Below are 18,267 nucleotides of genomic sequence, written 5' to 3' on the forward strand. Positions count from 1 at the left end.
GGTCTCCTTACCGTAAAAGAAATACTATAAGGATCTTTCAAAATTAAGGCAAGAAGAGGAACACAGGGTATTTCCTTATGGATGAAGATGTGTTCTTATGTTGGGCTCAGAGGTATTGGGGATCGGTAATGCAAATTAAATAAACAAAAAGATTATTTAATGCTATAATTATCGATTAATTTTGTTTTTAAAAACAATCAATTATAATTAAGGGTATACATGAGACTGTTAGCAACTTTAGGTGCTTTTTTATTTTCTGGAATTGTTCTAGCAACACCTCTCCATAATATAGTTGTATTTGGTGATAGCTTGTCGGATAACGGCAACCTTTATGAATTCATGAATCATCAATTGCCTCCATCACCTCCTTATTTTAAGGGCCGTTTTTCTAATGGACCTGTATGGATAGAACATTTAGCCGCTTCTTATTTTCCTAAGGATACTGGCGCACATTTATTAGATTATGCTTATGGCGGTGCGGGTGTTTCTTCTGATGAAGAAGATGATGACGTTTTGTTTACTTTAAGAAGAGAAGTAAAAGATTACTTGGCTGCTCATCAAAATAAGGCAAGCGCAGATAGCCTTTATGTGGTATGGATAGGTGCTAATAATTATTTGGCATTGCCATCTGAAGTTGATAAAACCTTACGCGAGGTAAATGAAGGAATTACCGAGAGCTTACAACGCCTGGCTGATAAGGGAGCAAAACATATTTTAGTAGTTAATATTCCTGATTTAGGAAGTACTCCTGCAGCGATTGAGTTTGACGCAATTGAAGCTATGTCTTATTTTTCACAAACACATAACGCATTATTAAATAACACATTAGCTAACCTAAAACAGCAATATCCAGAGGTTGAATGGCTATTTTTTGATATGAATCAATCATTTAACGATGTAGTTACTAATCCACAATCGTATGGATTTAACAATATTAAAGAGACTTGTGTTGATTTAATGCCTGAAAGTTTCAGGAAAAAATCAGTATTAAAAATGGTTTCTGTAGCCAAACCTAAGCTTAATAATGATGCATGTGATGGCTATTTATTTTTTGATTTAGTGCATCCAACTGCAGTTGCTCATGAGTTGTTAGCGGATCGCGCTCGGAAAGCGCTTGATGAAGCAGGGGTTGTATTTGCTGAGTAAGCTTAGTTCTTTAGCGCATGTAATACGAGATCGCGCTTGAATAGGTCCCCGATCCCGTATTACGCTATGCTAATAAGGGCTACAGTTTAATAAAAGGACTGTTACAATTTTCAGGGATGTTATGTATTACATTTTAAGACTGTTTTTTATATTTTTTCTCGTTATCTCCACTGCTTATACAGAGCAATTGGAGATAAAGCTTAATGGCAAGAGCATTAAACTACCTTATTGGTCTGCATTAAAAGATCCCCACGGCGCAATTGTCCTCATCCATGGCGGTGAGCAGCCACAATGGTCAACTTTTCTTGAGTATGTAGCAAAGCATTTATCAGATTATGGCTGGTCTACCGTGCTATTGAATTGTGAGCAAGATAGTCCAGAGTCGTGGATAAAAGAACTACCCGAAGCAATTAATACTCTGCGCCAGCAAAAAAATAACCGCATTGTGGTTATTCATTATGGGGAGCAAGTCAATCAAACTTTAGCTGCTTTCGATAAGCAGGTTGGAATAGAAGGTCTGATTTTACTTTCTGCTTATGATTTATCGCAAGCAGGTGAGAAAAAGGATGACAAAAAAATTGAATTAAAAGTTCCTCTATTTGATATCGCAGGTCAATTTGATTATGGTGCGGTGCTTGAGCAAATGAACGAACGTAAAAAAGCGTTTGCCCAAAGCAAATATACCTCCATGAACGTACCTGGCGCGAACCATGATTATGAATATAATGAATCGATGGTAGTATCATTTCTTAGCGGCTGGATGCTGAAACTTAGCGAAAACAAACCCAAACCGCCACCAGTGCTTGTTTCTTATGTGGCCTCGATAGCGGCTTTCATCCCCAAAGAGGAGGTTGCTTTAGATGAGGAGCCTGAGGATTGGACGGGTTATAATGAGGATCCTCCAGAGCCAATGCAGGAAATTATCGTAAATAAAATGTAATCTGATTGTTGCAGCCAAGTAATAAAAAAGTCCTCATCGCGAGGCTTAGCGAAGTAACACAACAATGAATTGGCGCAAAGCACCATTCTTTGATTGCTTCGCTAAGCTTAGCTAATAAAACTTACATGTCCAGTGAACGTTTAGTTTTTACTGACTACCAGCCCTTGCTTTCACAAATCAGCTCATAGGCCTTCACAATTTTTTGCGTCTTCTCATTGGCGACTTTAATCATCTCCTGGGGTAAGCCTTGCGCAATTAACTTATCTGGGTGGTTGCGGCTTAATAAACGACGATAGGCTCTCTTAACTTCCTGTTTACTGGCACTCGGCGATACCTCCATTAAGGCATAGGCATAGTCCAGATTTGATTTAGATGGTTTATAGTTGTATCTGCTGTATGACGAATAGGAATCTGAGGAAGACTGATTGGCATCCTGCTGTTTATGAGCGGAACCGAAATCTTCATAAAAGCGATATTGTTGATGGAAGGGCATAAAGCCAAGATGAGAGAAAATAATATCTAAGGTTTGTATTTTTCGTGTTGTTAAGCCATCAATTTGTGCTGCTTGATACTGAATATCCATAAAGACTTTTAATAAATTACGGTTATCATTGCAGGCACGACGCAGCCTTAAAAGGACGCTAATAAGATCAAAGTGGGAGCTTTTGCCCTCATTAAATAAGCGCATAGCCAGTATTTTTTGTTGTTGGCCCAAATGCATTTCGCTCATAATGGAACGAGCCATATTTAATTCTTCTTCGCTAACGCGACCATCAGCTTTTGCCAGATAGCCCATAATGGAAAAAGTTGCCTCAAAAAACATGGTTTGTACATTGCTGCGTTTTTCAGTCAAATACAATAAAAGTGGATTAGAAAAATGATTCGCAAGCCCTCGGTCGAAGATATTTCCCACTAAAATACCAAAAATCGCACCTGTGGGACCTGCGGATAAAAAGCCAAAGAATGCCCCGAGAAGTTTTCCCCACCAGGTGCTAATTGTAAAAAAATCCTTAAAATTCATTATATAGAATTACCTTAAATTAATGTCAGTTCCACTGTATATGAGGGTATTGCTCTCATCTGCAATAGTCTTGTCGATTTATACCACATTTTAAGTATATACTGTCGGCTTTTAGGTTTGGCTTTATATGCGATTTTTTTACTCTTTTTTAATGTATTTACTCACACCATTTATTGTAGTTCGTTTATGGTGGAAAGGACGTCGCTTACCAGCGTATAGAGAGCGTATCGCCGAACGTTTTTGTTTGGGAGGAAAAGAACACCAACCCGTTGATGTTTGGGTGCATGCTGTTTCCTTAGGCGAAGTGATAGCTGCTATTCCGTTGATTGATGCGATGTTAGAGCGAAATTGGTCGGTATTCGTTACAACTATGACGCCTACTGGCTCTGGGCGTGTACAAAGCCATTATGGTAATAGGGTAGGGCATCAGTATGTGCCTTACGAGCTACCTAGAATTCTTAAACGCTTTTTTAAACAAATTAAACCACGAGTTGGTTTGATCATGGAAACAGAACTATGGCCTAACTTAATTTATGAAGCACGCGCGGCTAATGTACCTTTATTGCTCGCTAATGCGCGTTTGTCTGATGGGTCAATGCAAGGCTATAAAAAAATTAAATTTATTATAAAACCATTGCTTAACCGTTTTGCGGCTATTTTGCCACAAGGTGAGGAGGATGCTCAGCGTTTTATTGATTTAGGGGCACAAGCCGAGCGAGTACGGGTTTTGGGTAATATTAAATATGATTTACAGACAGACCGTATTAACCATCAAAAATTTAGTGAATTAAAAAGTCATTGGGGGGCTGAACGGGTAGCTGTTATTGCGGCCAGTACTCATGATAATGAAGAGTCGCAGATTATTGCCCAGTTACGACGTTTGCAAGAAGCAGTTCCTGGCATAATATTATTAATTGCACCAAGACATCCAGAACGTTTTCAAGAGGTATATCAACAATGCGTGCAAGCAGGGTTTAACACGGGATTACGCTCTAATTTAGCTTCTTTAAGTCTTAATAATGAAATTGTGGTGTTGGATAGCTTAGGCGAGCTTTTGGGCATGTATCAAATAAGTGACTATGCTTTTGTTGGGGGCAGTCTAGTGCCAGTAGGTGGTCATAACGTGCTTGAACCAATCGCGATGAATGTTCCCGTTATTAGTGGTTCCCATGTCCATAATTTTAAACTAATTTGCCAGGAGTTAGAAAAGGCAAAAGCAATTGTCTTGGTGCAGCAGGCGGATGAGGTGATTGATGAGTTGATTAAGTTGCATACCCATCCTCTTTACCGTCAAGAACTTATTGAAAATGCAACTACTGTATTTGAAAAAAACAAAGGTGCGGTTTTGCGGCATATGCAGCAAATAGATAGTTTTATGAATTAAAAACTATGGCTATGATTAGGTTTTGATGCAGTTAAGGGAGCAACCCTCTCCGTAAGCGTTCACGCTGTATGTATTCCATTAAAATTAAATAAAAACTGCTGTCATTGCGAACAAAGTGAAGCAACCCAGTGAGTTTTAACGAAGCATCGTTCTGGGTTGCTTCGCCATGGCTCGCATTGACGAAAGTTACATAGCTCGTGAACGCTTACCCTCTCTCCGCGGGCGGGGCTTGCCTCAGGCTAAGTTCTTGTATTTAAAAGCTAAAAATTTAATCCTCTACGCTCTTCCGTTTCAAGATCTAGCAAAGCTTGAAGCGCCTCATCATCCTCTTCTGAATTAGCCTCTGTGCTGTCAGTGTTATAATTAGGGGCCAGTTCAATTTTTAATAAAGAGTTAGGAGCTAATGGATTATTAAATGCAATTACTGTACTGTCATCAATCACAAGGTACTTTGCGAGCTTTTGGTGGGTAATGATTTTAAAAAATGAAAGGATACGTTTTATATCATCCAGATTTTTTATGGGGTCCACAATGCTGTTTCCAAAAGGTAATAACCAAGGATATCCCATAGAAGTACCATCAATGGCTCGTCCCAAAATTACAGTCTGCAAGACTTGAAATATTTTATAGGGATCTAAATTTGTTGGCATTTTCCCTGGTTTAATAACTAAGCTATGGCCATGTAACTCGCCGCGTATACATTGTTGTTGGTGGTAACAAATATTAGCAAACATCCCATCGGGGTTATTTTGGAGCGGTTGAATTAATTTATGTAAAACATCCAATGAATCATCGAAAAAATACGCTTGTGCTTCTTTAAATAAAGCGGCTATAAAGCTTAATTGCATATAGATAATTGGAAACTTAGATAGGTAATTAGGGACCTGCCGTAGCAGCTTACAACTATCTATTTGTGTTTGGTTATAACTTCCATCATAACAACGCAGAATTTCTTCATAAGTGGTTCCAACAGGTAATTTGGCAATTAAATCGTAAAGTGATAAAGGCACAATTTTTATTTCTAAATCTGCAGGGCATTTCTCAGAAGACTTTATTTTCTTGGCAAAATCAAATAAATAATGAAATGCAGACCCATTCTTATTCCTTACTCGGTTTAAGGTATCGACACTCGCTGTCTGGCGAAGACTGGATACAAAGAGCAAAAGCAAATTGCTTCCTGAGGATATATCGATTAAATGATTGATTAATTGCTGATTAGTTTGTTTGCTGCGATGGTGACGAATGCCAACGCAACCATCATAATCAATATGAGCACTAGTTACATTAGTTTGCGAGTATTTTTGTACATCTTCAGAGGTAAGAACATATCCATTCAGGTCATGGTAGGAGTAATTTTGTTCACCAGGATAACTATTTGTATCTTCTATAACTGAGTAAATGCTCTCTGTTTGCAGGGTATCTAATGCAGTAGCGGCAAAGAAACCAGGGGCAGAGTAGAGAGTTATTTTCTTTTGCTTTGGAACATTAGACGGCTCTAGAGAATCTTGTTTACGTTTCATCGTTACATTTAAATAGAAAAAAGAGCTATTATAAGTGCCTTAACTTAAGCAAATATTAAGAAAAATTGTAGCCGTATTAGACAGTGTAATACGGGAGCTTGTGGCACAAATACCCGGTATCACGCTGCGCTAATAGGGCTACTAACAAGTAAAATGAATTGTAGTCCGCGAGCGATGTCGCGGACATTTAATGTAGAATGAACTTAAGATCCTTGATTTTGTCTTTCTTTGATTTCAGATAAAGTTTTGCAGTCGATGCATAGTGTAGCGGTTGGTCTTGCTTCTAAGCGCTTGAGGCCTATTTCTATACCACATGCTTCGCAATAGCCGAAATCATCATTTCTTAAACGTTCCAACGCGTCTTCAATTTTTTTAATTAGTTTGCGTTCCCGGTCACGAGTACGTAATTCAATACTGAATTCTTCTTCTTGGCTTGCTCTGTCCGATGGATCAGGGAAATTCGCTGCCTCATCCTTCATATGAGTAACCGTGCGATCTACTTCTTCCATTAATGATTGACGCCATGCTAGCAAAATCTTTTCAAGATGGGCTAGCTGCTTTTCATTCATATACTCTTCCCCTTCGCTTTCAATGTAAGGAGAAATTCCCATGCTACCTATCGTGTCATTTTTCACGTTGTATAGTCTCTCATTATTTTTATCAATTAATTGTTCGGTCATATTAGCCTCCATCCCACTGCCCGCTGGTTTTCATATCAATAATAGCAAACCAACCGAGACGATTTTTACTCATTTGGGATCTCTTCAGAAGGCGGTAGGTATACCAAAAAACTGTTGTATCATCAACAATATTTATCGCCAACCACCACTTACTCTGTCATGACCCTGTAAATCTTTCCAGCATTGCACGTTTTTGTAGCCTAGTTCATTAAGTATAGCTCTAACTTTTAACTTTTGATCATAACCATGTTCTAGTAAAATCAGGCCATTAGGTAAAAGATAATCATAACCTTGTTCAATAATCAAGTGAAGATCCGCTAATCCATCTTGAGCACTAGCTAAAGCGCTTCGCGGTTCAAAGCGTAGATCACCTTCTTCCAAATGAGGATCTTGCTCGGCAATGTATGGTGGATTAGAAATAATGGCATGGTATTGTTGCTTTGGAAGAGCGCTGTACCAATTTGAATGATGAAAGCTTATATTATGTGCCTGATACTTTAAGGCATTTTCTTGGGCAACCTGCAATGCTTCCTGGCTAAAATCACAGGCAGTGATCTTCCAGTTGGGTCTTTCTTTCGCAATAGCAATCGCGATGGCACCGCTTCCGGTTCCCAGTTCAAGAATGCATGCAGCTTCATCCTGCGGGATTTTTTCTAAAGCCAATTCAACGAGTAATTCCGTTTCATGGCGAGGAATTAAGGTATGCTCATTAACTTTTAGGGTCAGCGACCAAAATTCACGTTCTCCTATAATGTAGGCAATAGGAATACCTTGAGCACGCTTCATCAAGAAGCTCTGATAGGTTTCATAGTGCTCGTTACTGAGTAGCTCTTCAGGATGCGCAAACAAATACGCTCTGTTTTTACCTAAGACATGACAGAGTAAAATTTCAGCCTCTAGCTCTGGGTTATTACCCAAAGCTGTGCGTATACTAATCATTGCGCCCCAACTCTGCGAGTAATTCCGCATGGTATTCACGCTGTAAAGCATCAATAACGAGGGATAAATTACCTTCCATTACATCAGCAAGTTGATAGATGGTCAGATTTATACGGTGATCTGTCAGGCGGCCTTGTGGATAGTTGTACGTACGAATGCGTTCGGAGCGATCACCTGTACCCACAAGTGATTTACGTGTTTGTGCTTGCTCTTGTCTTTGCTTGCTTTGCTCAGCATCTAATAAGCGGGTTTTTAGCAACGACATTGCTTTAGCACGGTTCTTATGCTGTGAACGCTCATCTTGGCATTCTACAACCACTCCTGTCGGAATATGCGTGATACGAATGGCTGAGTCGGTTTTGTTAACGTGCTGGCCTCCAGCCCCTGAGGAGCGGTAGGTATCAATGCGCAAGTCATCAGCATTAATTTGTATCTCATCAATTTCTTCAACTTCTGGCATCACTGCTACCGTACATGCGGAAGTATGGACACGGCCTTGAGATTCCGTTTCAGGAACACGTTGCACCCGATGAGCTCCAGATTCAAATTTAAGTTGCGAATAAACCGCAGTACCACTGATGCGGGCAATTACTTCTTTATAGCCTCCATGCTCGCCATGGCTCGCACTAATTAACTCCAATTGCCAACCTCGATTCTCAGCATAACGGCTGTACATACGATACAAATCACCTGCAAAGATAGCCGCTTCGTCGCCCCCGGTTCCTGCGCGCACTTCAAGATAAATATTCCGCTCATCATCAGGATCTTTAGGAATTAAATGCCATTGCAATTGCTCATCTAACTCGTCAATTTGTTTTTTGGCATCGTCAAGTTCTTCTTCGGCCATTGCGGCAAGTTCTTTGTCACCGCCCTCCAGCATTTCCTGTAGGGATACCAAATTATTTTGTGCTTCAAGATAGGTTTCATAGCAGTTGGCTACAGGCTCTAATTGCGCATATTCTTTGGATAAGGCTTTAAACTGATTCTGATCCGCAATCACTGAGGGCTCAGATAATAAGCGCTCTACTTCTTGGAAGCGTTCCAGCATTTGCTGCAGTTTTAACTCAAGAGATTTCTTCATAAGATGATTGGTAAGTTGTTGTATTAAAGAGGTATTGCGCTAGAACAAATAAATCTTCACGTCCATCACGAGCTATTTGTTTTAAGCCTGTGGTTGGGGTGTGCGTTAATTTATTAACTAAGCGCTCGCTAAATTCATTTAAAACCGTTTGTTGACAATGCCCTGCCGAAAGTTTTTTAAAAGCGCGCTGCAATTCTTTTTGGGCCAAATGTTGCATTTGTAAACGGTAATCGCAAATGACCTTTTTGGCTTTTAGAGAACGTTGTTTGCGTAAATAATTATTCAACTCGTCTTCAATTAACTGTTCTGCATGCAAGGCTGCTTGGCGCCGTTCTTCCATGCCTTGTTCAATTTTATTCTGTAAATCGTCAACATTATACAAATGTACCTGCGCAAGCTCGGTAATATTAGCCTCAATATTGCGAGGCACCGCCAAGTCTAAAAAGAACATGGGGGTGGATGCCCTTTGTTGCAAGGCATGCGCAACCAAATCTTTATTAATAAATGGGATAGGGCAGGCCGTTGCAGTAATAACTACATCGACTTCGGGCAAATGCTGCGCCAGGTTACTGATGGGAACCGTTTTGCCTCCAAATGCTTGTGCAAGTTTCTCAGCATTTTCTAAAGTACGGTTGGCGACAAGAAAGTGGTGTACCCCTTGCTGATGTAAATATTTAGCCACGAGGGCTGCAGTGTCTCCTGAGCCAATTAATAAAATGCGCAATGATTTGTACTCTGCAAAAAATTGGCCAATTTGTTGCACTGCTGCATAGGCTACAGAAACTGGATTGATGCCAATACCGCTTAAGGTTCTGATTCGTTTTGAGGCGCTAAAGATATATTCAAAAATAGGGCGTAACTGGGTTTTTATCGACCCAATTTGATTTGCATGCTGGTAGGCTTGTTTCATTTGTCCAAGAATTTGCGGTTCCCCGATCATCATGGAATCTAAACCACTAGCAACTCGCAACGCATGTTTTATACCTTGTTTGCCTTTATGAATGTACAAATAAGGCGTTAATGCATCAGGGGCAAGTTGATGCTCTCGCGCTAGCCAATCAGTAAGAGCTTGAGTGTCTTGGGTGTCGCAATAAATTTCAGTACGGTTGCAGGTAGATAAAATCGTCGCTTCGTTCACTTCAGGAAGACTTATTAAGCTATTGAGTAAGGAATCTTGGGTAGCCGGAGATAGCGCAACTTTTTCACGCACGTTTATTGGAGCAGTTTTATGATTGAGTCCGCAAGCAACAAACACCATAGAAATATGAATTAGTCTATATTTAAAGTAATCGGGGGATTGTAAACGATTAGTCGCTAAATTTGTAGGGTTTAACAACAATTCTGCTGTAATGGCAGCAATTAATTGCTATTCATTTAGGCAATATGTTGCGATAAAAGGGATTTAGGAAAAATTTTGTAAAATTAAAGTACAAAATTATTCAGCCGCTAACATACAGTAGAATGTTTTTGCACTAAATGTGCTAACTGATGGGGAGACGGTCATGGATATAATCCTTCAAGGTGAACATAGCGGCGATGAGGCAGCACAAAGTTTAGAGCGCGTTTTGCAACTCTTTAAAGAGCGTTATCATATTGCTGCCTTTCGTGAAATTCATCTAACGGTAACATTAATCGATGAGCAAGGTGATGATGTGGAGTTGGTGGATAGTGAGTCAAACCAGGCTTATCGTGTTTTTGAGGTGTATCGGCAAGGATATGAATTGGGAAAAAAAGGAACGCCCTTACTACAATTAGTGGTTGATAATACAAAATAAGACGTAGACTATGAAGCGCATATCAAGCGAAGCGCCCGTCATTCCGAACGCGATGTTCGCCATGACGTACGCTTGTGGAGGTTTGAATCTCAGGCAAGACTCTTGCTTTGCCCTTAGTTTTCTGGATTAATCAGAAGGAGTTAATTATGTTTTTGGCGATTATTGCCATCATCCTTACCTTACTTTTAGTTGTAGGGATTCACGAAGCAGGGCACGCCTTAGTTGCGCGTTATTTTCAGGTTAAAATTAAAAAGATTTCTATTGGCTTTGGTAAGCCATTATTACGTTGGCAAACCAGCAGCGGTTGTGAATGGGTTTGGGCCATGTTTCCTTTAGGCGGCTACGTACAATTAGAAAATACACGTATTAGTCCTGTAGAACCCTCCGAATATTCTGGGTGTTTTGATAAAAAGCCCATTTGGCAGCGAATTTTAATTTTATTGGCTGGAGCTGTGGCGAATCTTATTACGGCATGGATTGCCTTGATCTTGGTTTATAGCATCGGTCTAACTTATACCTTACCGCAAGTAAAATCAGTACAACCGAATAGCCTTGCCGCTCAGGCAGGAATCACCGTTGGGGATCAGTTTGTATCGATTGCTGATAGAGCAACACCGACTTGGAATGATGTAGGGATGCAAATGGTTGTCTTATGGGGACAAAAAGAAGTTCCAATGGTTTTAAGTCATGGAACTGAATTGAAAAAAGTAACGATTAATTTGAGTCAGGTAAGTTTTCGAGGGGCCAAGTCGCATCTGTTGAGTCAGTTGGGCATAGAACCTAATCTTTCTGCTCCCAGAGATACTTTGCGATCTTCTTCTTTAGGCGCTGCAATACATCAAGCGAATGCGGTGATAGGAAATATGCTGTACTTCTTTGTAATGATTTTCAAGCAGCTATTTACCGGAGTAATTCCTTTCTCAATGCTCCTCGGCCCTTTGAGTGTTTTTGCCGCTTCGGTCGCCTCATTGACGCAAGGAATTGTAGTCTTTATGTTTTTTATTGCTACCTTAAGCCTGGCTGTTGCTTTAGTTAATCTGTTTCCGATTCCAGGCTTAGATGGCGGTTCCATTGTTTATGCGATATTGGAGAAGATTCGTGGCAAGTCGATATCGGTAGCTATGGAATTATTAGTGCATCGTTTGGTATTTATTGTATTTTGTGTGGTATTGGTGCATTTATTGATGAATGATTTACAAAGGATTTAGGTTTAGCCTGATTGCAGGGAGCAACTAGGCTAGGAATTTATTACTGTTCGTGCGCAACACCATAAATCCACTTGCTCTACTCCTGCCTTTTTCAGTGTTAATGCAAGCTCATTGGCGGTGGATCCCGTTGTCAGTAAATCATCAATTAAAGCAATATGCTGGAAAGGAAGTTTTTTACTGATAAACGCATTACGTAAATTTTTTTGCCTTTGCTCCTTATCCAGACTGGCTTGTGGTGCTGTATTAAAAATCTTTTGGCAACTGGTTAAATCATAGGGAATATTTAATCTTTTAGCTAAGCTTCGTGTTAAAATTGCCGCATGATTGAATCCTCTTTGTCTTATTTTTTTCGCATGCATGGGAACAGGAATAAGACATTGGGGCAAGTTGTCCATAGACAGGCTATTCAACATTAAATGGCTTAAAAATGAATGCAGATAAAGTCCATTATGGTATTTAAATTGATGCAGCAACCCACGTAATGGCTCTTCAAATTTATAAGTTACATAAGCATATGCAAACTGTGGTGGCTTTTTAATGCAGCCGCCGCAGATTAAGGAGCCAGCATCAGCTATAGGAGTTGCACAATGCCGGCAAGCTAGCCCTAGTTGGGGCATGAACGCAATACAATGCGCACAAACAGCATGAGTGCTTTTGTGAAATTGATTGCAAAGTGTGCATATAGAGGGCAAACGTAAACTCTGTGTTACAATGAATAGTTTCTGGCGCACGCGTGTTGGATTCCATCTGATTTTGAATAATTTTTCCTGGTTCGCATAATGACCCGTACACATGAAATTAGCAAGGCATTTAACCAACATGCCGTAGAATATGAGCTTGCTGCGAAAGTGCAGCATGAAATTGGGACTCGTTTATTAGAGCGACTCCACTATTTAAAAATCGCTCCTCAGCGTATTCTTGATTTGGGCTGTGGTACCGGTATTTTTTCCCGGGAATTAGCTCAAATGTATCCTAAAGCGCAAATCGTAGGTTTGGATTTAGCGTATTTAATGTTATTACAGGCGCAGAAAAAACATAGTTGGCGACGTAAATGGCCTTTGGTAAGTGCTGACATGAAACAGCTTCCGTTTGCGGCTGGAGCCTTTGATTTGGTTTTTGCAAATCAAGTAATTCACTGGGGAGAATCTTTAGAGGCTGTTTTTCGTGAATTGAACCGAGTAATGAAGCCAAATGCTTGTCTTATGTTCACGACCTTAGGTCCTGATACGTTTAAAGAGTTAAAACATGCGTGGTCTGGTGCGAATGATTTTGCGCATGTAAATGAATTTCCAGATATGCATGATGTGGGCGATTGCTTGATGGCCGAGCATTTCCTTGAGCCGGTAATGGATATGGAATTATTGGCTGTTCATTATGAATCGTTACCTAAGCTTGTGCACTCATTAAAAGCTCAAGGCGTAAAAAATATTAATTTAAGACGTAATCAAGGCTTAACTGGCCGCAGCTCATGGAAAAAATTTGAGCAAAACTATAGTTCCCTACAAACTGATACGGGACGTTATCCTCTAACCTATGAGGTGGTTTATGGCCATGCATGGAAAGGAGAGCAGCGAAAGACGGAGCAAGGAATTGAAACCTTAATTCCTATCTCACAAATCAAGAGATTAACGCGTTAATATTTTTTTAATGTTCACCTGATATAATTTGGCTAATTGAATTAAATTAGAGCACATTATGCTTCATAATTTGGCGGCACAATTTAGAGCTACTTTAATAAACTATTTGAAAGAGCCGACGAATATTGAAAATCAAAAAGCGCTAACAGCAGCGTCCTTCGCTATTTATTCTGATGCAATAACAGCATGTGGTATAGAACCTGATAAATATATGGAACACATTGATGCAATGATAGGACCGGCATTAAAAGGTATTCGAATTCATCCGCATGCCGGAGCGATATTGGATGCCTTTTATAACGATTTAAGTTGGTCTGACCTACGCCGTGAAAACCAGGCATTCCATGTTTTAACGCTTGCCCATAATAATTATTTATTAAAAAATTTGCTTAATCCAACTCAATTGGCGCAAAAAAAATTAGAACGCATCAAAACGGTAATTGACCAATTGGCTGCTGAACATAATCCTTACGTAAAAGAATTAGACGCAGCTTACGGAAAACTAAAAATGCTGGTTAACGAGTACATTCAGCAGACCCCGCAACAACAATATGCTAATCATGCTCTCTTTGAGCACAAATTAAAGAATATTTGTAATCGGCATAAAACTGCTATTGAAAGTGATGTGCGTATTAGAACCGTGTTTTATGATTTTTTAGCGATGGCTTCGAGTTTTATTCTCTTTATTGGGGAATCACTTGCCAATACGTTTCATAGCAAAAGTAGATTCTTTCACAATGTTTCTGCCCAACCTACAAGTGTCTTAGATGGCTTTTCTATTACTGCTCCAAATGTGGAAGTTCATCCTGATGATGAGGGGCCTACAAATGAGAGCAATTTTGTAATCTGACCTTATTGCATTGCGCACAATAATGTTATGCAACTTAGTGAATAACATGGTATTTTCAATAATATTCTTTGGTGAAGGGAGTCACTATGTCAACGCAAAAATTACACGCTGGTGAACGCAAAATCATATTTTTAGCTTCTTTAGGTGGAGCTTTGGAGTTTTATGATTTCATCATATACGTTATTTTTGCTCCGATGATTAGCCAGATTTTTTTTCCAGAAACAGACAAGCTGGCTTCTTTAATGAAAATATATGCAATTTTTGCAATTGGCTATTTAATTCGCCCTATAGGAGGAATTGCGTTTAGTCATTTTGGGGACAAATATGGCCGCAAAAAAACATTTATTTTTTCCGTAGTATTAATGGCGGTGCCAACGGTAGTAATTGGGCTTTTGCCTACCTATGAGCATGTGGGGGTATGGGCTAGCATCTTGCTTGTGTTGATGCGTATGTTGCAGGGGCTTTCTATTGGCGGTGAAATACCTGGAGCAATTACTTTTACCTGTGAGCATGTAAATCCACGCTCCCGAGGATTAGCCTGTGGCGTAATCTTTTGTTTTCTTAATTTAGGTATTTTTTTAGGGGCAGCAATTAGCTTATTGCTAACCAGTTTGCTAACTAAAGAGCAGCTATTATCTTATGGTTGGCGTATTCCATTTCTTGTAGGCGGTTTGTTGGGGGTATTTAGTTTTTATATTCGCAAGCAAATGACGGAAAGTCCTTTATTTATGGTATTTAAAGAACAGCAGGAGCGGGAGCGCATTCCGTTTATTGAGGCGATTACGCTTTATTGGCGACAAATAATGCAAGGAGTAGGTATAACTTGCCTTGGTGCTGTGGTCATAAATTTATTATTTTTATACATGCCCACCTACCTTTCTACAATTCTTTCCTATCCTAAAGAAGAGGCAACCCTATTTAATACGATTAATTTATTTTTCTATTCATGCTTGCTGGTATTTTTTAGCTGGCTTGCGGATCGCGTTGGGCGAAAAGCCATACTGTTGACTGGAGCGATAAGCTTTATTTTATTTGGATATATTTTATTTGCTATTTTATCAATACAAACAACGCAAGCACTGGTTATCGCTTTATCCCTATTAGCTATTTTAAGTAGCTCCATTATGGTTTATCCAAGTGTGTTGGCAGAGCTTTTTCCTACGTCCATTCGTTATACGGGTATTGCCATATCTTATAACATTGCGTTTGCTTTTTTTGGCGGGTTAACGCCATTGATTGCCACATATCTGGTTGAGTCTTTTGCCAATGTACTGGCGCCAAGCTTTTATCTAATTTGTAGCGCTGTATTATGTTCATTCGCCGCAATGACCATCAAACAACTTCATTCCGAAGGAGCAGAGCGTAAAGCGCGCAGCTTAGGGCTTACCAGTCATTCGAATAATCACTAGGTAAGGATTCCAGCTCCAGTTCTGTTGTTTGTATGGTTTCCGGATCATTTTGACGTACAGTTCCTCTCATTAACGGATCGTGAGGATTAACATAATTGATGTGTTTATAAGGAGATGAGTATGCAGTGGTTGGGTCTGGGTCAGTATAGCTGGGTGTATCTGTTACAACATAAGTTTTTTTTTCAGGGCTGATTACGAAACCATTTGAATCAGTGGTGGCGCAGTTGGTAAGTAAAAGCATACCTCCCAAACAGCCAAGAGTGAGTTCCGTCTTTCTCATACATTACTCCTAAAGACACGCTCATAATTGTATAATTATAGTACAGTTGGTTTGTTTTGGTTGGTGGCTGTTTCCCTTTATGCTATAACATTAAGCTCCGATGAGCTGTGCAAGGAGTAAAAATGAGTGATCTCATGACTAAAGCTCAATTATCTGACTCAAAAGATTGCCCTGAGTTTTCAGCAAAACCAATTCATCAAATGATTAAAACGCGACAGGCTTTGTTAGGTGAAAAATTAATAATTAGTCGCGCTTTACCCACTCGCGAACGGCGGATGATAGGTGCCTGGTGCTTTCTGGACCATTTTGGCCCTTTAGCTTTGCAACAGGATCGTGAGTTTGATGTAGCACCGCATCCTCATATAGGGTTACAAACATTTACTTGGATGATGGAGGGGGTAATACAACACCGGGATAGCTTAGGCTCAAACCAACTGATTAAGGCCAGACAAGTAAATCTTATGACGGCAGGGCGAGGCATAGCTCATTCCGAAGAGTCGCTCCATTCAGGACAAGTACTACAGGGTGTGCAGTTATGGATTGCTTTGCCTGATTCGGTGCGCCATATGGAGCCTGACTTTAAGCATTATCCTGAGGTGCCGGTAATTGAGCATGATGGATTAGTCATTGACCTTATGGTGGGCGAACTACTGGGTGTTAAAGCCCCGGTTTCCGTTTATTCACCCCTCATCGGCTTAGATATTAATACGACAAAGAGGGTGTGCACCAAGCTTCCTTTAAATCCCAGTTTTGAGTATGGAATTTTGCCGCTAGATAATGAGCTGAATATAGAAGGAACGCTAATTGATCATAATATGTTACTTTATCTAGGCTGTGGGCGTACGGAATTAGAACTTAATATTCCTCAAAAAGCACGTTTCTTGTTGATTGGTGGTGAGCCGTTTAACGAGGAAATTCTCATTTGGTGGAATTTTGTTGCACGCAATAAGCAAGAGATTATTGAGGCCACTAATAATTGGAATAATCATACTTATTTTGACGAAGTGCAGGGGTATGTGGGGAAGCGAACCCCCGCTCCGGTAATGCCCTAAGCTCCTTTTGATCCGTCAAAAAATGAGTATCTCTGGCACCGCGGAGAATGATGTGTCCCCGCAGGTAAGCGTTCACGAGCTATGTAAATTTCTTCATTGCGAGCCATGGCGAAGCAACCCAGATCGATGCTTCGTTAAGACACAGTACTGGGTTGCTTCAGCAGTTTTTTATTTAATTTAATAGAATACATACAGCGTGAACGCTTACCTATTTAACTGCGGCTACTTTGTTCAAATCACTGCGTTCCTGCAACATACGTGTCAAAGCAATTAAATCTACGGCTTTATCACCAAACAATTGGATTGCATCCAACGCTATTTGATAATGGTGATTTATTTCTGCCTCTAATTTCTCTCGCGTGTATAAAGAAGCAAATGTAATTTTCTCATTAGCGAGATCGGAGGATCGTCCTTTACCTAAAAGTTCTGTAGGTGCATAGCGATCCAAATAATCATCTTGCAGCTGAAATACCAAGCCTATATGACGGGCATAGGTTCTTAATGCCGCTTTGCTTTGTTCACTCGTAGAATTATTTGCAGCTAAAACCATTTCAATACAGGCGGAAATAAGTCGGCCTGTTTTGAGATGATGTATTTCACAAAGAAGCTCTTCACTAATTGATGCTTTGCCTAATTCAGATAAATCCAAGCTTTGTCCACTAACCATTCCGGTTACTCCACTGGCTCGGACTAGTTCTTGAGTGATGGCAATCACCTGAGCTGCTGGGAGGAGTTGAGATAAATGAGACAATAGCACTTCGATTGCCAGTGCTTGCATTCCATCCCCCACCAAAATTGCCGTAGCTTCATCAAAGGCTTTATGACAACTGGGTCTACCGCGGCGAAAATCATCATTATCCATTGCAGGTAAGTCATCATGAATTAGAGAATAGCAATGAGTTAATTCGACTGCGGCAGCAATTACATCCAGAACCTGGAGATCTAGATTAATTAAGCTACCCGTTAAATAAACAAGGATAGGTCTGATTCTTTTTCCTCCAGGAAAAAGAGAATAGGTCATTGCCGTATAAATTTGCTCCGCCGGTATTGATATTTCATCGGTAATCCGCGAAAGAAATTGTTCTTGACGTTCGAGATAGGTTTTAATCACTTAATTCTTCATCCGAAAAGGGTTCTGCAGAAGATTGTGCAGTAGTTAGCATTTCAATTTTTTGCTCTGCTTGCTGTAATACATCTTGGCAGCGTCTGGCTAAGCTGATTCCCTTTTCAAATTGTTTTAGCGAGTCCTCAAGAGTTAATTCCCCTTTTTCTAGCTGTCTAACAATTTCCTCTAACTCCCCAATAGACTGCTCAAAGTGGATGTCTTTGCTCATAGACTTTGCCC

General features: G+C 40.0%; 19 protein-coding genes. 9 read left to right on the forward strand and 10 right to left on the reverse strand.

The features are described from left to right. The first annotated feature begins 219 nt into the window (after nucleotides 1–219). Nucleotides 220–1,146: a GDSL family lysophospholipase PlaA gene (gene plaA / locus BN3124_RS03895; protein WP_058533555.1), complete on the forward strand. Its 927-nt coding sequence runs from the start codon at nucleotides 220–222 to the stop codon at nucleotides 1,144–1,146. Nucleotides 1,147–1,267: 121 nt separating this feature from the next. Further along, nucleotides 1,268–2,086, forward strand: coding sequence for an alpha/beta hydrolase family protein (locus tag BN3124_RS03900; RefSeq protein WP_230849063.1), 819 nt, complete (start codon nucleotides 1,268–1,270; stop codon nucleotides 2,084–2,086). Nucleotides 2,087–2,240: 154 nt separating this feature from the next. Here BN3124_RS03900 and djlA read toward each other — a convergent pair whose 3' ends face one another. Beyond that, a complete protein-coding gene (djlA, locus tag BN3124_RS03905; protein WP_058533556.1) occupies nucleotides 2,241–3,107 on the reverse strand; it encodes a co-chaperone DjlA in 867 nt (288 codons plus the stop codon). A gap of 127 nt (nucleotides 3,108–3,234) precedes the next feature. On the opposite strand from djlA, the gene waaA reads away from it, so the two are divergent. Beyond that, a complete protein-coding gene (gene waaA / locus BN3124_RS03910) occupies nucleotides 3,235–4,491 on the forward strand; it encodes a lipid IV(A) 3-deoxy-D-manno-octulosonic acid transferase (protein WP_058533557.1) in 1,257 nt (418 codons plus the stop codon). Nucleotides 4,492–4,751: 260 nt separating this feature from the next. Here the strand turns inward: waaA and BN3124_RS03915 are convergent, their stop codons facing one another. The 5 genes from BN3124_RS03915 to hemA form a co-directional block, all read right to left on the reverse strand. Next, entirely contained in the window at nucleotides 4,752–6,011 is a 1,260-nt protein-coding gene (locus tag BN3124_RS03915; protein ID WP_058533558.1) for a hypothetical protein, read from the reverse strand. Nucleotides 6,012–6,214: 203 nt separating this feature from the next. Next, nucleotides 6,215–6,691, reverse strand: coding sequence for an RNA polymerase-binding protein DksA (dksA, locus tag BN3124_RS03920; RefSeq protein ID WP_058533559.1), 477 nt, complete (start codon nucleotides 6,689–6,691; stop codon nucleotides 6,215–6,217). 132 nt (nucleotides 6,692–6,823) lie between these two features. Beyond that, the gene (gene prmC, locus BN3124_RS03925) at nucleotides 6,824–7,630 is read right to left on the reverse strand and encodes a peptide chain release factor N(5)-glutamine methyltransferase (RefSeq protein ID WP_058533560.1); all 807 of its coding nucleotides are present in this window, start codon (nucleotides 7,628–7,630) and stop codon (nucleotides 6,824–6,826) included. Continuing rightward, nucleotides 7,623–8,711: a peptide chain release factor 1 gene (prfA, locus tag BN3124_RS03930; protein ID WP_058533561.1), complete on the reverse strand. Its 1,089-nt coding sequence runs from the start codon at nucleotides 8,709–8,711 to the stop codon at nucleotides 7,623–7,625. The genes prmC and prfA overlap by 8 nt, the downstream gene beginning before the upstream one ends. Continuing rightward, nucleotides 8,695–9,969, reverse strand: coding sequence for a glutamyl-tRNA reductase (hemA, locus tag BN3124_RS03935; protein WP_058533663.1), 1,275 nt, complete (start codon nucleotides 9,967–9,969; stop codon nucleotides 8,695–8,697). The genes prfA and hemA overlap by 17 nt, the downstream gene beginning before the upstream one ends. Nucleotides 9,970–10,213: 244 nt before the next feature. Here hemA and BN3124_RS03940 point away from each other — a divergent pair, with 244 nt between their 5' ends. Continuing rightward, nucleotides 10,214–10,486, forward strand: coding sequence for a hypothetical protein (locus tag BN3124_RS03940; protein ID WP_058533562.1), 273 nt, complete (start codon nucleotides 10,214–10,216; stop codon nucleotides 10,484–10,486). Between the two features lie 146 nt (nucleotides 10,487–10,632). Continuing rightward, complete coding sequence (locus BN3124_RS03945; RefSeq protein WP_058533563.1) at nucleotides 10,633–11,694, forward strand: M50 family metallopeptidase; 1,062 nt, start codon at nucleotides 10,633–10,635, stop codon at nucleotides 11,692–11,694. 29 nt (nucleotides 11,695–11,723) lie between these two features. Here BN3124_RS03945 and BN3124_RS03950 read toward each other — a convergent pair whose 3' ends face one another. Continuing rightward, nucleotides 11,724–12,425 (reverse strand): ComF family protein, encoded by a 702-nt coding sequence (locus BN3124_RS03950; protein ID WP_407927375.1) that lies wholly within the window; start codon nucleotides 12,423–12,425, stop codon nucleotides 11,724–11,726. Nucleotides 12,426–12,473: 48 nt separating this feature from the next. Here BN3124_RS03950 and bioC point away from each other — a divergent pair, with 48 nt between their 5' ends. The 3 genes from bioC (at nucleotide 12,474) to BN3124_RS03965 (ending at nucleotide 15,590) form a co-directional block, all read left to right on the forward strand. Beyond that, a complete protein-coding gene (gene bioC / locus BN3124_RS03955) occupies nucleotides 12,474–13,331 on the forward strand; it encodes a malonyl-ACP O-methyltransferase BioC (protein WP_058533565.1) in 858 nt (285 codons plus the stop codon). Between the two features lie 58 nt (nucleotides 13,332–13,389). Then, the gene (locus tag BN3124_RS03960; protein WP_058533566.1) at nucleotides 13,390–14,181 is read left to right on the forward strand and encodes a hypothetical protein; all 792 of its coding nucleotides are present in this window, start codon (nucleotides 13,390–13,392) and stop codon (nucleotides 14,179–14,181) included. Nucleotides 14,182–14,267: 86 nt separating this feature from the next. Beyond that, nucleotides 14,268–15,590: an MFS transporter gene (locus BN3124_RS03965; protein WP_058533567.1), complete on the forward strand. Its 1,323-nt coding sequence runs from the start codon at nucleotides 14,268–14,270 to the stop codon at nucleotides 15,588–15,590. Here BN3124_RS03965 and BN3124_RS03970 read toward each other — a convergent pair. Then, nucleotides 15,565–15,870 (reverse strand): hypothetical protein, encoded by a 306-nt coding sequence (locus BN3124_RS03970; RefSeq protein ID WP_058533568.1) that lies wholly within the window; start codon nucleotides 15,868–15,870, stop codon nucleotides 15,565–15,567. The genes BN3124_RS03965 and BN3124_RS03970 overlap by 26 nt on opposite strands. A 122-nt stretch (nucleotides 15,871–15,992) precedes the next feature. Between BN3124_RS03970 and BN3124_RS03975 the strand changes: the two genes are divergently transcribed. Continuing rightward, on the forward strand, nucleotides 15,993–16,922 hold the full coding sequence (locus BN3124_RS03975; protein ID WP_058533569.1) for a pirin family protein: 930 nt from the start codon (nucleotides 15,993–15,995) through the stop codon (nucleotides 16,920–16,922). A 208-nt stretch (nucleotides 16,923–17,130) separates the two neighbouring features. Here the strand turns inward: BN3124_RS03975 and BN3124_RS03980 are convergent, their stop codons facing one another. Continuing rightward, the gene (locus BN3124_RS03980; protein ID WP_058533570.1) at nucleotides 17,131–18,033 is read right to left on the reverse strand and encodes a polyprenyl synthetase family protein; all 903 of its coding nucleotides are present in this window, start codon (nucleotides 18,031–18,033) and stop codon (nucleotides 17,131–17,133) included. Then, nucleotides 18,026–18,256 carry an exodeoxyribonuclease VII small subunit gene (locus tag BN3124_RS03985; protein ID WP_058533571.1) on the reverse strand — a complete coding sequence of 77 codons (231 nt, stop codon included), beginning with the start codon at nucleotides 18,254–18,256 and terminating at the stop codon, nucleotides 18,026–18,028. Before BN3124_RS03985 ends, BN3124_RS03980 begins: the two co-directional genes overlap by 8 nt. Between the last annotated feature and the right edge of the window lie 11 nt (nucleotides 18,257–18,267).

Origin of the sequence: Legionella saoudiensis, from assembly GCF_001465875.1 — a bacterium.
GTDB classification, from domain to species: Bacteria; Pseudomonadota; Gammaproteobacteria; order Legionellales; family Legionellaceae; genus Legionella; species Legionella saoudiensis.